This is a genomic window from Micrococcus sp. 63XJN7_8_ISO-PGPR-S23-253 (assembly GCF_056173425.1).
The window spans coordinates 529597-543192 of record NZ_CM149673.1 but is presented as its reverse complement, the minus strand read 5'-3'; the positions used below and the strand labels follow the sequence as shown (position 1 = coordinate 543192).

Genomic DNA, 13596 nt, shown 5'->3' with positions numbered 1-13596 from the left:
GGCACGGAACAGGGGAGATGCAAAGATCCATCCTATCCGCGCCCGTCGCCCCTGTCCAGCCGCGGGTGCGTGACCTGGGACGCCACGAGGCCCCCGGTCCGCAGTGCGGGTCCGGGGGCCTCGTGAGGAAGCGTGATGCGGCTCAGGCCGCGATCATCACTTGAGGGTGACGGTGGCGCCGGCGCCCTCGAGCTGCTCCTTGGCCTTCTCGGCGGCCTCCTTGTTGACGCCCTCGAGGACGGGCTTGGGGGCGCCGTCCACCAGGTCCTTGGCCTCCTTCAGGCCGAGGGAGGTGAGGGCGCGCACCTCCTTGATGACGCCGATCTTCTTGTCGCCGGCGGCCTCGAGGATGACGTCGAACTCGTCCTTCTCCTCGGCGGCGGCCTCGGCACCACCGGCGGCACCGCCGGCGGCGGCCACGGCCACGGGGGCGGCGGCGGTGACGTCGAACTTCTCCTCGAACGCCTTGATGAACTCGGACAGCTCGATGAGGGTCAGCTCCTCGAACGCGGCGAGCAGCTCTTCGGTGGTCAGCTTGGCCATGATGGCTCCTTTACGGGTACGTCTTGACTGCGTGTGAAGTGGTGGGCCGTGCAGCCCGGGGCGGACTGCTCAGGCTGCCTCGCCCTGCGCGGCGCGCAGCGCCTCGACCGTGCGGACGGTCTTGGACAGCGGCGCCTGGAACAGGGCGGCAGCCTTGGACATGCTGCCCTTCATCGCGCCGGCGAACTTGGCCAGCAGCACCTCGCGGGACTCGAGGTCCGCGAGCTTCTTGATGCCGGCCTCGTCCAGGGGCTGGCCATCCATGTAGCCGCCCTTGAGCACGAGCTTCTCGTGATCCTTGGCAAAGTCACGCAGGGCCTTCGCGACGTTGACCGGGTCCCCGGTCACGAACGCGATCGCGGTGGGACCGGACAGGTGGGCCTCGAGGCCCTCCAGACCGGCGTCCTTGGCCGCGATCTCGGCCAGCGTGTTCTTCGCCACGGCGTAGGTCGCGTCCTGACGGATGGAGTCACGCAGCTGCTTGAGCTCCGTCACCGTCAGGCCACGGTATTCCGTCAGAACAGCAGCGCTGGACTCACGGAACAGGTCCGTGAGCTCAGCCACCGCCGACTCCTTCGCGGACGTCGCCATGGCACTCCTCTCGATGATGCGTGGGAACCGCCACCCCGAGACGAGAAAACGCCCCGTGCAGATGCACGGGGCGCGGCAGGAGCATCGACGCGATCGGACCCGGAGGGGCGACGAGCGGATGCGAGCGTGGCTCACGTTCACCTGCGCGGGTCGTCTCCGTCAGGGAGATCCTTCGGTGGGCTCTGCCCGGAGGCAGGGCACCACGACCGGCGGTCTTCGGTAGGCACCAGCGTACACGTCCGGGGCGGGCCCGCAAAATCGACCCGGGACGACGTCGGCCGGTCGTCCCCGCTGCGGGGACGACCGGCCGACGTCGTGGGCCCCGGTCACCGGGGCCGCGTGGCTCAGAGCTCCGAGGAGTCCACCGAGGTCACGTTCGGGTCCATGGGCACGCCCGGGCCGAAGGTGGTGGCCACGGTGGCCTTGGAGATGTAGCGGCCCTTGGAGGAGGACGGCTTCAAACGAAGGACCTCCTCGAGGGCCGCGGCGTAGTTCTCCACCAGGGCCTTGGCCTCGAAGGAGGTCTTGCCGATGATGAAGTGCAGGTTGGAGTGCTTGTCGACGCGGAAGTCGATCTTGCCGCCCTTGATGTCGGCCACGGCCTTGGCCACGTCCGGGGTCACGGTGCCGGTCTTGGGGTTCGGCATCAGGTTGCGGGGGCCGAGCACCTTGCCCAGACGGCCGACCTTGCCCATGAGCTCCGGGGAGGCCACGGCGGCGTCGAAGTCCACCCAGCCCTCGGCGATCCGGGCGATCAGGTCGTCGTCGCCCACGACGTCCGCGCCGGCGGCGCGGGCGGCCTCGGCGCGGTCACCGGTGGCGAACACGACGACGCGGGCGGTCTTGCCGGTGCCGTGGGGCAGGCTCACGGAGCCACGGACCATCTGGTCGGCCTTGCGGGGGTCGACCGAGAGGCGGAGGGCCACCTCCACGGTGGCGTCGGTCTTGGAGGGGTTGGTCTCCTTGGCGAGGCGGATCGCCTCCACCGGCGAGTACAGATCCTCGCCGATCGCGGCCTTGGCCGCCTTGTATGCCTTGCTGCGCTGTGCCATCTGCGTTCTTCTCCTTGTGCAGTCGTGGTCTGCGGACCGCGCTCGGCCCTGCCACTGGAAGGGGGTGGGGGTGGGCGTCAGCCTTCGACGGTGATGCCCATCGAGCGGGCGGTGCCCGCGATGATCTTGGCGGCGGCCTGCACGTCGTTGGCGTTCAGGTCCTCCATCTTGGTCTGGGCGATCTCCTCGCACTGGGCCTGGGTCAGCGTGCCGACCTTGGCCGTGTGCGGGGTGGCGGAGCCCTTGGCGACGCCGGCGGCCTTCTTGATGAGCTCGGCGGCCGGCGGGGTCTTGGTCACGAAGGTGAACGAGCGGTCCTCGTACACGGTGATCTCGACCGGGATCACGTTGCCGCGCTGCGACTCGGTGGCGGCGTTGTACGCCTTGCAGAACTCCATGATGTTCACGCCGTGCTGACCCAGGGCGGGGCCGATGGGCGGGGCCGGGTTGGCAGCGCCGGCCTGGATCTGAAGCTTGATCAGACCGGTGACCTTCTTCTTGGGAGCCATGAGTGGATCCTTCTCTCACTGGGGGACCCTCGGCGCAGGAGCGCACCGGGGGCGGTGGCCGCCGTGGCGCGGCGGCCGGTGCCGCGTCCGGGCCGGCAGGCGGCCGACCCGGTGCGGAAGCGTCGGGTGTCCTCAGATGGCCTTGGTCACCTGGTTGAAGGACAGCGTCACGGGGGTCTCGCGCTCGAAGATCGAGACGAGCACCACGAGCTGCTGGGCCTCCGGCTTGATCTCGGAGATCGTGGCCGGGAGGGTCTCGAACGGGCCGTCGTTGACGGTGACCGACTCGCCGACCTCGAAGTCCACGTGGATCGCGGGGGCGGCGGGCGCACCGGACTCGGCCGAGGCGGGGACGGCCAGGCCGGCCTTCTCGGCGGCGCGGGCGGCCTCCTGGATCACGGACGGGGCGAGCATGTCGTACACCTCGTCCAGGCTGAGCGGCTGCGGGTGGTGGGCGTCGTTGCCCACGAAGCCCGTGACGCCCGGGGTGTGCCGCACGACGCCCCACGAGGCGTCGTCGAGGTCCATGCGGACGAGCACGTAGCCCGGGATGCGCACGCGCGAGACGATCTTGCGCGTGGTGTTCTTGATCTCCACGACCTCCTCCATGGGGACCTCGATCTCGTAGATCGAATCCTCCATGTCCTGGGTCAGGATGCGGGCCTCGAGGTTCGTCTTCACGCGCTTCTCGTAGCCGGCGTAGGTGTGGACGACGTACCAGTCGCCGGGCTGGCGGCGCAGGCGGGTGCGCAGCTCCTCAGCGGGGTCCACGGCGGGCTCGTCGTCGACCTGCCCCTCGACGGGGGTCGGCGCGTCCTCGCCCTCGGCGACGGCCAGGTCGGCCTCCTGCACGGTGGCCTCGGCGGTCTCGTCACCGCTGCCGGCGGCCTCGTCCAGGGCGTCCTCGACGGGCGTCCCGGCGTCCTGCGCGGTCTCGGCGGTCTCCTCGGCCACGGCGTCCTCCGACATCGGGACGGACTCCTCGGCGGGCTGACGATCCAGTTCCTGCTCGGACACGGTTCCTGCTTTCTGCTGACGGACGGCGGGCCCTGCCGTCGGGGAGGGCCCTCACGGGCGTGCGGGGGACGCGTCCTGCGACGTCGGGACCGTCCGCGCCGGGCTCAGAGGCCGCCGGCGCCGAACAGGAGACCCGCCACGGTGCCGAACACCCAGTCCAGCCCCATGACCAGCAGGATCATGAACGCCACGAAGGCGAGCACCACTCCGGTCGTGCGCAGCAGCTCCTCGCTCGTGGGGGTGACGACCTTGCGGAGCTCGTCCACCACCTGGCGCAGGAACAGCGCGATCCGCGCGAACAGCCCGCGACGCTGCCTGCTCGGCGTGGGGGTGGGTCCCCCGCCGTTCGCCGCCATCTCAGTCACGTGGCCTCACTCGTCGGATCGCCGAATCGCTTTCTACACGTCCGATGCCGAGCACGAGGCCCGGCATCGAGCAGGGCAGACAGGACTCGAACCTGCAACCTGCGGTTTTGGAGACCGCTGCGCTACCAATTGCGCCACTACCCTTCGGACCGACGGAACCGGCCGAACCCTCGCGGGATCGACCGTGATCGCGGTACCGGAGATCCAGGATACGCCATCGGGCGGCGGGAGTCGAACGGGCCCCGGGCAGTCAGTACCCTGGCAGGACGGAGTCCCCCTCCGCCCCGCCCTCCCCGTCGAGCTCGAAGAAGGTCCCCATGGCCGCGCCCGCCCGCCGCGTCTCCGCCCGTCTGTCCGCCATCGCGCCCTCCGCCACCCTCGCCGTCGACGCCCGCGCCAAGGAGCTCAAGGCCGCCGGGCGCCCGGTGATCGGCTTCGGCGCCGGCGAGCCCGACTTCCCCACCCCGGACTACGTCGTGGAGGCCGCCGTCACCGCGGCCCGGGACCCGAAGAACCACCGCTACTCCCCCGCCGCCGGCCTGCCCGAGCTGCGCGAGGCGATCGCGGCCAAGACGCTGCGCGACTCCGGCGTGTCCCTCGAGGCCGCCCAGGTGCTCGTGACCAACGGCGGGAAGCAGGCCGTGTACAACGCCTTCGCCGCCCTGCTGGACCCGCAGGACGAGGTGCTCGTCCCCGCCCCCTACTGGACCACCTACCCGGAGGCGATCCGCCTGGCCGGCGGCGTGCCGGTGGAGGTGTTCGCCGGCCCCGAGCAGGGCTACAAGGTCACCGTGGACCAGCTCGACGGGGCTGTCACGGACCGCACCAAGGTGCTCCTGTTCGTCTCCCCCTCCAACCCCACCGGCGCCGTGTACTCCCCCGAGGAGACGGCGGCGATCGGCCAGTGGGCAGGGGAGCGGGGGCTGTGGGTGGTCACCGACGAGATCTACGAGCACCTGACCTACGACGGCATGCCGTTCACCTCGATCGTCCGCGCCGTGCCCGAGCTGGCGGAGCAGTCCGTGATCCTCAACGGCGTCGCCAAGACCTACGCCATGACGGGCTGGCGCGTCGGCTGGATGGCCGGCCCGCTGGACGTGGTCAAGGCCGCCACGAACCTGCAGTCCCACGCCACCTCGAACGTGGCCAACGTGTCGCAGCGGGCCGCGCTGGCCGCCGTCGCCGGCCCGTTGGACGCCGTGGCGGAGATGAAGACGGCGTTCGACCGCCGGCGCCGGGCCATGGTCGAGGCCATGAACGCCGTGCCGGGCTTCCACTGCCCCACCCCGCAGGGCGCGTTCTACGCGTACGTGGACGTGCGGGAGGCGCTCGGGAAGACCTACCGCGGCGGCGTCACCCCCACGACGTCGGCCGAGCTGGCCGCCTTCATCCTCGACGAGGCGGAGGTCGCCGTGGTCCCGGGCGAGGCGTTCGGCCCGTCCGGCTATCTGCGACTGTCCTACGCGCTGGGCGATGCGGACCTCGCCGAGGGCGTCGAGCGCATCCGCGCCCTGCTCAGCGCCTGAGCCGCACAACCCCGCCCCTGAGCCCCGCGACGCCGCGTGCCGCGGGGCTCAGGCGTATCCGCGGCGCGCGGCCCAGCGGGTCAGCTCGTGACGGTTGGAGAGCTGGAGCTTGCGCAGCACGGAGGACACGTGGGTCTCGACCGTGCGGTCCGAGATGAACAGCTCCGCCCCGGCCTCCCGGTAGGTGTAGCCGCGGGCGATCAGCCGCATGACCTCCCGCTCCCGTGCCGAGAGCCGGTCGAGGTCCTCGTCGGGGGCCGCAGCCCCGCTCGTCGCCGCGGCGGGGACGGGCGGGGACGCGGGCGCCGTGCCGCGGAAGGCGTCGAGGACGAACCCGGCCAGTCGGGGCGAGAACACGGCATCGCCGTCGGCCACGCGGACCGCCGCGTCCGCCACCTCCGCGCCGGAGGCCGTCTTGGTGATGTAGCCGCGGGCCCCCGCACGGATCACGGCGACGACGTCCTCGGCCGCGTCCGAGACGGACAGTGCCAGGAACCGCTGCGCGGGTCGGCGCGCGAGGACGCGTTCGGCCACCTCCGCTCCCCCGCCGCCGGCCCCGCCGGGCAGGTGCACGTCCAGCAGCACCACATCCGGCGCCAGCTCCAGCACGGTGCGGACGGCCTCGTCCACGTCCCCGGCCTCGCCGACGATGGCCAGTCGGTCCGGGTCCAGGTCGGCGCGCAGGCCGGAGCGGAAGATCGCGTGGTCGTCCACGATGACGGCCGTGCGCGGGGCGGGGTCGGTCATGGGTGCTCCTGTCCGGTGAGCGCTCGCGCTCCCTCGGGCTCGGTCAGCGTCAGGTGGACCTCGGTGCCGCCCGGGCCGGACCGGATGCGGGCGGCCCCGCCGGCACGCTCCATGCGGCCGAGGATCGACTCCCGCACGCCGAGCCGGTCGGCCGGGACCGTGTGCAGGTCGAAGCCGGGGCCGCGGTCCCGGACGAACACCTCCGCGACGGTGCGGCCGTGGTCGTCCTCACCGGCCTCCGCGAAGACCTGCGCGTCGCCGGCGTGCCGGGCCGCGTTCTGCATGGCCTCGCGTGCCGCGGCCGCGAGCGGCTCGAGCCACGCCCCCGCGGCCCGCCCCACGGCCACGACCTCCACCCGGGACCCGTGCGCGTCCTCGACGGCGGCGGCGTGCTCTTCGAGCGCCTCCGCCAGGGAGTGCGGGCCGCCACGGGAGTCCAGGGCGAGGAACTGACGCAGCTCACGCTCCTGGGCGCGGGCCACCCGGGCCACCGCGTCCGCGTCATGGGCGCACCGCTGGATGAGGGCGAGGGACTGCAGCACCGAGTCGTGCAGGTGCGCCGCGATCTCGGCGCGCTGGGCCTGCACCGCGAACGCGGTCCGCTCCGCGTCGCGTCGGCGCAGCCAGGCCAGGACGTAGGGCATGGCCACCAGCGCCGCGCCGGCGAGCATCGCGACGGCGGCCAGCAGGGCCCGCCACAGCTCGCCCGAGCTCACGGCGCCCAGGACGATGGACAGCACCGCCAGCAGCACGAGGGCCGTGCCGAGCACGAGGCGGACCAGTCGTCCGCTCCGCCCGGCCCGGGGCCCGCCCGCCAGGTCGAGCTGCATCCAGGCCAGGCCGAGGCCGATCACGAGGACGGCCACCGGGCCCACGAGCGCCCAGTCGACGGCGAGGCCGAGGCCGTCCGCGACGGTCAGCACGCCCACGCCGAGCACCACGGCGGCCAACAGGACCGGCCAACCGCCCTCGCGCACCCGCTCGAGCACCTCGGGGGCGCGACCACGGAGGGTGGGGGCGTCGGCGGCGGGAGCGCCGTCCGGGCCCTCCTCCGGCATGAGCAGCCAGAGCCACACGTACAGGGCCAGGCCCGCGCCGCCCACCAAGCTCAGCAGCGCCAGGGCCGCGCGGACGCGGCCGACGGGCACCCCGAGATGCCGGGCGAGCCCCGCGGCGACGCCGGACACCGGGCGGTCGGCCCCGTGCCGCATCAACGGCGGACGCGGGGCCTGCACGGGCGCGGACGGGGTGGGCATGCCCCCATCCTGCCGCGTCGGACGGTGCGGCACATCCGGGGAGGATTCCGGGAGTTCCCGGATGGGCGGGGGCCGCGGGCGGACGAGGATGGAGACATGACGAGCACACACGACCCGTTCACCGGACCCGGCCCCCACGTCGCCCCCGACGGAGCCGCCGCGGGCGAGACCGGCCCCGACGGGCTGGACGCCCTGCCGGGCTGGCTGCGCCGCGCCGTCCTGGGCTGGGGCGTGCGCCGCTCGTCGGCCTCGTGGGTCGGCGGGGTGCTCGGCGGCGTGGCCGAGCGCTACCGCATCGACCCGCTGCTCGCCCGCGGCGTGTTCGTCGCCGTGTGCATGGTCTCCGCGGGCCTGGGCCTGCTGGCCTACGCGGCCGCCTGGGCCGTGCTCCCCGACGCCGACGGACGTGTGCAGTTCGGCCGCCTGCGCCGCGGGGAGTGGCAGGACGCCACCGTGGCCATCGGCGTGATCGGGGCGATCGGCGCCCTCAACCTGCTGCTCGGCGCCGGGTTCACCCTCATCGCCCCGGCCGTGGGCGGCCCCGGCTCCCTGGTGGGCCTGGGTGCGCTGGCCGTGCTCGTCTGGTGGCTCGTGACCCGTTGGGACGGCCGGGCGCAGGCCCGCGTGGCCCCGGGCCGGGCCCCCGACGCCGACCAGCCGGCCCACACCGTGCCGCGCCCGGCCTGGTACGTCGGCGGAGGTCCGGGCGAGCGGGCAGCCGAGGTCGCCGACCCGCACGGCTTCCGCCCCGAATGGATCGACCCCGCGACCGGCACGTGGCGCGACCACCTCCACTCCCGCGAGCGGCGGGCCGCGGCGCGTCTGGCCGACGAGGCCCCGCAGGCGGCCACCGCCCCGACCGGCTCGGGGTCCGCAGCCACGGCCGCGAAGCCGCGCCTCGGGCCGATCGCGCAGGCCGCCGCCTACGCCGGGGCCGTCCTCGCCGCGCTCGCCGCCCTCGGGACAAGCCTGCTGCTCGGCGTCGGTCCGACCCCCACGCTGCTGGCCGTGCCGATGCTCGTGGCCGCTCTCGCGGTGATCGCCCCCGTCATGCTGGGCGCTCTGCTCAGCGGCCGTCGTCCCGGCACCCTCGGCCCGGCGAGCGGCATCCTCGTGGGTGCGACGGCCCTCCAGGTCGCCGTCCTCGTGGCCCTCGGCTGACCCGCCGCCCGTCGCCCGTCGCCCGTCCCCTGACGCGACGCGGCGGGCACGCCTAGGGTGGTGCCGACCCCCACGAGAACGCCCGAGAGGACCCCATGCGCGTCGGAATGCTCACCTCCGGAGGCGACTGCCCCGGCCTGAACGCCGTCATCCGCTCCGCCGTCCTGCACGGCATCAAGTCCTACGACATGGAGATGGTGGGCATCCGCAACGGATGGTCCGGCCTGATCGAGAAGGACGTCGAGGACCTGCCCCGCTCCCGCGTGCGCGGCCTGGCCCGCACCGGCGGCACCATCCTCGGCACCTCGCGCACGCACCCCTACGACGCGGAGGGCGGCGGCCCGGAGAACATGCTCCGCAACCTGCGCGAGCTGGACATCGACGCCGTCATCGCCATCGGCGGCGAGGGCACCCTGGCCGGCGCGAACCGCCTGGCCGCGGACGGGCTGCCGATCGTGGGCGTGCCCAAGACGATCGACAACGACCTGCAGGGCACCGACTACACGTTCGGCTTCGACACGGCCGTGCAGATCGCCACGGACGCCATGGACCGGCTGCGCACCACGGGTGAGTCCCACCACCGGTGCATGGTCGCCGAGGTCATGGGCCGCCACGTCGGCTGGATCGCCCTGCACTCGGGCATGGCCGCCGGCGCCCACGCGATCCTCATCCCCGAGGTCCGCACCCCCATGTCCCAGGTCGCCGAATGGGTGCAGCAGGTCCACGACCGGGGTCGCTCCCCGCTGGTCGTGGTGGCGGAGGGCTTCATCCCCGAGGGCCACGACGACCCGCTGGCCGAGGCCGGCGTCGAGGCGTCCGGCCGGCCGCGTCTGGGCGGCATCGGCGAGTGGGTGACCCGCGAGATCGAGGAGATGACGGGCATCGAGACGCGCAGCACCATCCTGGGCCACATCCAGCGCGGCGGCGCCCCCACCGCCACGGACCGCGTGCTCTCCACGCGCTTCGGCATGGGCGCCGTCGACCTCGTCGCCCAGCGTCGCTGGGGACAGATGGTGGCGGCCAACGGCACGGAGATCATCTCCATCCCCATGAGCGCCGCCCTCAAGGGCCTCAAGAGGGTGCCGGTCTCCCGCTACGACGAGGCGAAGATCCTGTTCGGCCGGTGAGACACGACCACCCCGCCGTCGGCGTGCTGGCCCTCGGGCTGGCGCGTCGGCTCGGCCTGCCCGACGACACCGCGCTCTTGCCCGACGACGCCCCGGCGGCGGGCGCCGAGCCGCGCCGCCTCGAGGTGGCCCGGCAGGGGGTGGCCGAGGCGGAGGTGCTCGCCCTGCCCTGGGCCACCGTCGTGGCGGGGCCGGCGTGGTTCACGCGTGCCTGCCGCGGCGTGCCCGCCGAGGCGCTGGGCGTGGAGTCGGCCCTGCTGCGGACGGCGGTGCGGGCAGCCGCCGGGGAGGCCGTGCGCTCGCGCGGCGAGTTCACGCTCTACGCGGCCGAGGAACCGCCGCCGGTCGACCCCTCGCGCACCGTCGCCGTGTCCGACGACCCCGCCCACGTCCACGCCGTGGCCGCGCAGGCCCCCGCGGACGACGTGGCCGAGGCGGGTGTCCTCTCCTGGGAGTCCTCGGCCGCGCTCGTTCCCGACGACGGCGCAGGACGGGCGATCGAGGCCCCGGTGACGGCCGCGGGGTATCGCGTGACGGGCGGCGTGCTGGCCTCGCTGGGCACCCTCACCCCACCGCTGCTGCGCGGTCGTGGGCTCGGCCGCTACGCGGTGGCCGTGGCGATGGACAGGGCGGCGCTGGAGGGGCTGCTGCCGTTCGCCGAGGTGCCGGCGGGCCACACGGCCGCGCACCACGTGGCGATCGCCGTCGGGCTGGAGGCGGCGGGCACGCGGACCGTGCTCGCACTGGACTGAGCGGGAGAGTCGGTCAGCGCAGGCGGCCCACGCCGCGCGGTCGGCCGACGACCTGCCCAGCGTCCGGGGACACGAGCGGCTCCTGGCTCGCGGCGATCCAGCCGCCCTCGGCGACACCGTCCTCGCCGGGAGCGTCCTCGCGGACCAGCAGCTCGGCGTCCACGGGCACTGTGCGCTTGAGCAGCGCCAGGGCGACGGCGCCCGCCTCGTGGTGCTGGGCCGCAGCGGTGACCGTCCCCACCGGACGGGCGGCGGCGCGGGCCTCGGGCGTGTCCTCGGCCGGCCGGAGGATCACGGGGGCACCGTGGTCGGGGAGCGCGTGGACGGAGCCGTCCAGGAGCAGGCGGGTGAGGCGGCGGGGCGGGCGTCCCAGGTTGTGCACGCGCGCCACGGTCTCCTGACCGCGGTAGCAGCCCTTCTCGAGGTGCACGGCGGTGCGCAGCAGGTCCAGCTCGTGCGGGATCGCGCGGTCGTCCACGTCGAGGGCCCGGCGGGGGCGGCCGGCCTCGATGCGCAGCGCCTCAGCCGCCGTCGTGCCCGCCAGGGACCAGCCCGCGAGCGCGCCCGTGCCGAGTGCGCGGGCGGTGGCCTCGAGGTCGGCCCGGGTGACGAGGTACTCGCGCCAGGCCCAGTCCGCCCCCGGGTGGGCCTCGGGATCCGGATCGGCCGTGTAGGCCCAGCCGCCCGCCCCGACGCGGGGCCACGGGTCCAGCCACACGGTGCGGTCCTCCCAGCCGGGCACGGGCGCGGTGGCACCCACGACGGCGACCGCCCCGGTGTGGTCCCGCAGCGTGACGTCGTGGGAGAAGCGCATCGATGTGAGCCACGCGGCCAGGCCCGGGCCGTCCTCGCGGTCCGTCACGAGCCAGGCCGCGGCGCCGTCCTCGAGGAGGTGGGCGGCGTGCTCGATCCGCCCCTGCACGTCGAGGAAGAGGATCTCGGTGCTCGTGCCGGGGGGCAGCGTCTCGACGTGCTGCGTGCCGAGCGTGTGCAGCCAGCTCAGCCGGTCCGGGCCGGACACGGAGAGCACAGCCCGGTGGGAGAGGTCGACCAGGGCGCGGCCCCGGGCGAGGGCGCGCTGCTCGGGCAGGGGGCGACCGTAGTGCGCGGCGACGCCGCTGTCCGGGCCGCGGCCCTCGACGGCACCGCCGGCCGGCCCCTGCGGCTCGGCCACGGCCAGGTCCAGCAGCGGGCTGCGGGAGGCCGTCACGACTGCTCCCCCTCCTTCCGCCCGCCGGCGCCGCGAGGACGCTCGGCCCCCGGGGCGAGCCGACCCTCGGCCGCGCTCGGCATGCGGTCCAGGATGGCGGAGGCGTGCGCCTCGAGCTCGGCACCCGCGGCGTCCGCGACGTCCCAGCGCCAGAACAGCTGCCCGTTCACGAGACCGGCCATGCGTGTGGCCCGGTGGTACGGGCCGGCGGCGGAGCCGCGCAGGATCGCGTCCGTGGCCAACTGCAGCTGCGGGCCCTTGATGCGGCCGTAGTACAGCTCGGACAACGAGCCCGGATGCGTGATGGTGGCGGTCAGGCCGAAGCCCTCGTCACCGGCGCGCAGCCGCTCGACGTCCTCGGCGGAGCGGAACGCGGGGACGATGTCCGCCGGGCGCATGCCGGGGCCGACGTCGCCGTCGCGCCGCTCCCGGTCCACCTGCCAGAAGCCGGACTCCACGGTCAGCGGACGCAGCAGCGTGCCGTCCGCCTCGCACAGCCACGATTCCGCGCGGTACTCCACGAACGGCAGACCGTGCTCGGTGAAGTCCACCCGCTGGTAGAAGATCTCGGTGTCGGCGGAGCCGTCGCCGAGGCGGCCCTGGCCCTCCCAGCTGCCGATGAGCCAGGACAGGGGGGCGAGCTCGGGGGTGAGGTCGTACGGGAGTTCAGTCGCCATGGCAGATCACGGCGCGGCCCGCCAGCGGGCCGCGCGTCCTCAGCGCTGGCCCTTGAAGAGGCCGCTGATGACGACCGCGGCGACGGCGGCCATGCCCAGGCCGGCCAGGACCACGAGGGCCAGGAAGAAGATCTCGAGCGCAAGAAGGGTATCCATGCGGGACATCCTACCGAGCGGGCCCGACCTGTCAGGCCAGGAAGCCCACCATGACGTGCGCCACGACGCCGGCCGCCCCCACGGGCGCCAACGCGAGGGCGTAGCCCGCCCGCCGCGGGCGCAGGGTGGTGCCCACCGGCCGGTCCTCGGGCCGCGGCCGCGAGGACGGTGCCGTGGCGGCGGTCAGGGACACCAGCACGGCCACCGCGAGCGCCGCGGCCATGACGGCCGGCCGGTCCCGGGCGCCCACGCCGGCCAGCGCGGAGACGGGCCACGCGAGCACCGTGCCGAGGGGGATGACGACGAGCGCCAGGACTCCCGGCCGGCCCTGCATCCACGGGGTGAGGCCGACGAGGGAGACCGCGGCCACCGTGACCGCCAGGGTGATGACCAGCCCGGCGACCGCGGGGGTGTCGCTCCAGCGTGAGACGGCCACCCAGCACGCCGTCACGACGGCCATGAACGCCCCGCCCATCGTGGCGACGGTGGACTCGAGGCGCAGCGGCCGGCCGGTCCCGCGCACCAGCTGGACGACGAACGAGGCCATGGTGCTCCAGGCGACGACGACGGCGAGCGGTTCGAAGAGCGTCCAGGCCCCGCTGCGCCCGTCCTCGGGCGGCGGCCACAGCAGCATGAGCAGCACCGCGACGGCTCCGGCGACGGCCAGGGTGACGCTGAGCGAGAGGCGCGCGGGCGCCCCCATCTGCCTCGGCCAGCCCCAGGCGATGACCAGGATCACGACGGCGGCGGCGAGGGCGGCGGGGACCGGGCCCAGCAACGCGGCACCGCCCAGGACGAGGGCGGCGACGGCCGCACTCAGGGCCATGGACAAGCGCATCACCTGCCCCATCCTGCCAGGTGCGCACCGGCTCGGCCCTGGGCGGGCGACGGCGGGGCGCACCTCGCG

Annotated in this window: 15 protein-coding genes and 1 tRNA gene; 4 read left to right on the top strand and 12 right to left on the bottom strand. The window is 74.4% G+C overall.

The window, feature by feature from the left end; translation table 11 throughout:
* Positions 1-156 precede the first annotated feature (156 nt).
* The 7 genes from rplL to AC0VX4_RS02530 form a co-directional block, all read right to left on the bottom strand.
* Entirely contained in the window at positions 157-543 is a 387-nt protein-coding gene (gene rplL, locus AC0VX4_RS02560; protein ID WP_002854784.1) for a 50S ribosomal protein L7/L12, read from the bottom strand.
* Between the two features lie 69 nt (positions 544-612).
* Positions 613-1134, bottom strand: coding sequence for a 50S ribosomal protein L10 (gene rplJ, locus AC0VX4_RS02555; protein ID WP_002854782.1), 522 nt, complete (start codon positions 1132-1134; stop codon positions 613-615).
* Positions 1135-1478: 344 nt separating this feature from the next.
* Positions 1479-2186 carry a 50S ribosomal protein L1 gene (gene rplA, locus AC0VX4_RS02550; RefSeq protein ID WP_049161605.1) on the bottom strand — a complete coding sequence of 236 codons (708 nt, stop codon included), beginning with the start codon at positions 2184-2186 and terminating at the stop codon, positions 1479-1481.
* A 77-nt stretch (positions 2187-2263) separates the two neighbouring features.
* Positions 2264-2695, bottom strand: a complete 432-nt coding sequence (rplK, locus tag AC0VX4_RS02545; protein ID WP_002854778.1) for a 50S ribosomal protein L11 — start codon at positions 2693-2695, stop codon at positions 2264-2266.
* Positions 2696-2827: 132 nt separating this feature from the next.
* Positions 2828-3712, bottom strand: coding sequence for a transcription termination/antitermination protein NusG (nusG, locus tag AC0VX4_RS02540; RefSeq protein ID WP_145032775.1), 885 nt, complete (start codon positions 3710-3712; stop codon positions 2828-2830).
* A gap of 104 nt (positions 3713-3816) precedes the next feature.
* Entirely contained in the window at positions 3817-4068 is a 252-nt protein-coding gene (gene secE / locus AC0VX4_RS02535; RefSeq protein ID WP_002854774.1) for a preprotein translocase subunit SecE, read from the bottom strand.
* Positions 4069-4148: 80 nt separating this feature from the next.
* Positions 4149-4221: transfer RNA gene (locus tag AC0VX4_RS02530), tRNA-Trp, on the bottom strand.
* Between the two features lie 173 nt (positions 4222-4394).
* On the opposite strand from AC0VX4_RS02530, the gene AC0VX4_RS02525 reads away from it, so the two are divergent.
* Positions 4395-5603 carry a pyridoxal phosphate-dependent aminotransferase gene (locus AC0VX4_RS02525; protein WP_145032778.1) on the top strand — a complete coding sequence of 403 codons (1209 nt, stop codon included), beginning with the start codon at positions 4395-4397 and terminating at the stop codon, positions 5601-5603.
* A 48-nt stretch (positions 5604-5651) separates the two neighbouring features.
* Here AC0VX4_RS02525 and AC0VX4_RS02520 read toward each other — a convergent pair whose 3' ends face one another.
* Together AC0VX4_RS02520 and AC0VX4_RS02515 are read right to left on the bottom strand one after the other, a co-directional pair.
* Entirely contained in the window at positions 5652-6350 is a 699-nt protein-coding gene (locus AC0VX4_RS02520; RefSeq protein ID WP_002854770.1) for a LuxR C-terminal-related transcriptional regulator, read from the bottom strand.
* On the bottom strand, positions 6347-7606 hold the full coding sequence (locus tag AC0VX4_RS02515) for an ATP-binding protein (RefSeq protein ID WP_060775039.1): 1260 nt from the start codon (positions 7604-7606) through the stop codon (positions 6347-6349). The genes AC0VX4_RS02520 and AC0VX4_RS02515 overlap by 4 nt, the downstream gene beginning before the upstream one ends.
* Positions 7607-7702: 96 nt before the next feature.
* Here AC0VX4_RS02515 and AC0VX4_RS02510 point away from each other — a divergent pair, with 96 nt between their 5' ends.
* The 3 genes from AC0VX4_RS02510 to AC0VX4_RS02500 all read left to right on the top strand — a co-directional run bounded on the left by AC0VX4_RS02510 (position 7703) and on the right by AC0VX4_RS02500 (position 10646).
* Positions 7703-8767, top strand: a complete 1065-nt coding sequence (locus AC0VX4_RS02510; protein WP_060775038.1) for a PspC domain-containing protein — start codon at positions 7703-7705, stop codon at positions 8765-8767.
* A gap of 95 nt (positions 8768-8862) precedes the next feature.
* Complete coding sequence (locus AC0VX4_RS02505) at positions 8863-9894, top strand: 6-phosphofructokinase (RefSeq protein WP_060775037.1); 1032 nt, start codon at positions 8863-8865, stop codon at positions 9892-9894.
* Positions 9891-10646: a GNAT family N-acetyltransferase gene (locus AC0VX4_RS02500; protein WP_060775036.1), complete on the top strand. Its 756-nt coding sequence runs from the start codon at positions 9891-9893 to the stop codon at positions 10644-10646. Before AC0VX4_RS02505 ends, AC0VX4_RS02500 begins: the two co-directional genes overlap by 4 nt.
* Before the next feature lie 13 nt (positions 10647-10659).
* On the opposite strand, the gene ygfZ is transcribed toward AC0VX4_RS02500, so the two are convergent.
* The 3 genes from ygfZ to AC0VX4_RS02485 all read right to left on the bottom strand — a co-directional run bounded on the left by ygfZ (position 10660) and on the right by AC0VX4_RS02485 (position 13527).
* Complete coding sequence (ygfZ, locus tag AC0VX4_RS02495) at positions 10660-11856, bottom strand: CAF17-like 4Fe-4S cluster assembly/insertion protein YgfZ (protein WP_060775035.1); 1197 nt, start codon at positions 11854-11856, stop codon at positions 10660-10662.
* Positions 11853-12533 carry a nitrobindin family protein gene (locus AC0VX4_RS02490; protein ID WP_002854758.1) on the bottom strand — a complete coding sequence of 227 codons (681 nt, stop codon included), beginning with the start codon at positions 12531-12533 and terminating at the stop codon, positions 11853-11855. The genes ygfZ and AC0VX4_RS02490 overlap by 4 nt, the downstream gene beginning before the upstream one ends.
* Before the next feature lie 187 nt (positions 12534-12720).
* Positions 12721-13527, bottom strand: a complete 807-nt coding sequence (locus AC0VX4_RS02485; protein WP_227448719.1) for a hypothetical protein — start codon at positions 13525-13527, stop codon at positions 12721-12723.
* Between the last annotated feature and the right edge of the window lie 69 nt (positions 13528-13596).

What these genes read in the sequence shown, in the direction of transcription:
- AC0VX4_RS02520 (WP_002854770.1), bottom strand. Translation starts at nt 6,350, where the DNA reads ATGACCGACCCCGCCCCGCGCACGGCCGTCATCGTGGACGACCACGCG.
- AC0VX4_RS02485 (WP_227448719.1), bottom strand. Translation starts at nt 13,527, where the DNA reads ATGCGCTTGTCCATGGCCCTGAGTGCGGCCGTCGCCGCCCTCGTCCTG.
- AC0VX4_RS02515 (WP_060775039.1), bottom strand. Translation starts at nt 7,606, where the DNA reads ATGCCCACCCCGTCCGCGCCCGTGCAGGCCCCGCGTCCGCCGTTGATG.
- secE (WP_002854774.1), bottom strand. Translation starts at nt 4,068, where the DNA reads ATGGCGGCGAACGGCGGGGGACCCACCCCCACGCCGAGCAGGCAGCGT.
- AC0VX4_RS02525 (WP_145032778.1), top strand. Translation starts at nt 4,395, where the DNA reads ATGGCCGCGCCCGCCCGCCGCGTCTCCGCCCGTCTGTCCGCCATCGCG.
- rplA (WP_049161605.1), bottom strand. Translation starts at nt 2,186, where the DNA reads ATGGCACAGCGCAGCAAGGCATACAAGGCGGCCAAGGCCGCGATCGGC.
- rplL (WP_002854784.1), bottom strand. Translation starts at nt 543, where the DNA reads ATGGCCAAGCTGACCACCGAAGAGCTGCTCGCCGCGTTCGAGGAGCTG.
- rplJ (WP_002854782.1), bottom strand. Translation starts at nt 1,134, where the DNA reads ATGGCGACGTCCGCGAAGGAGTCGGCGGTGGCTGAGCTCACGGACCTG.
- AC0VX4_RS02490 (WP_002854758.1), bottom strand. Translation starts at nt 12,533, where the DNA reads ATGGCGACTGAACTCCCGTACGACCTCACCCCCGAGCTCGCCCCCCTG.
- rplK (WP_002854778.1), bottom strand. Translation starts at nt 2,695, where the DNA reads ATGGCTCCCAAGAAGAAGGTCACCGGTCTGATCAAGCTTCAGATCCAG.
- AC0VX4_RS02510 (WP_060775038.1), top strand. Translation starts at nt 7,703, where the DNA reads ATGACGAGCACACACGACCCGTTCACCGGACCCGGCCCCCACGTCGCC.
- AC0VX4_RS02505 (WP_060775037.1), top strand. Translation starts at nt 8,863, where the DNA reads ATGCGCGTCGGAATGCTCACCTCCGGAGGCGACTGCCCCGGCCTGAAC.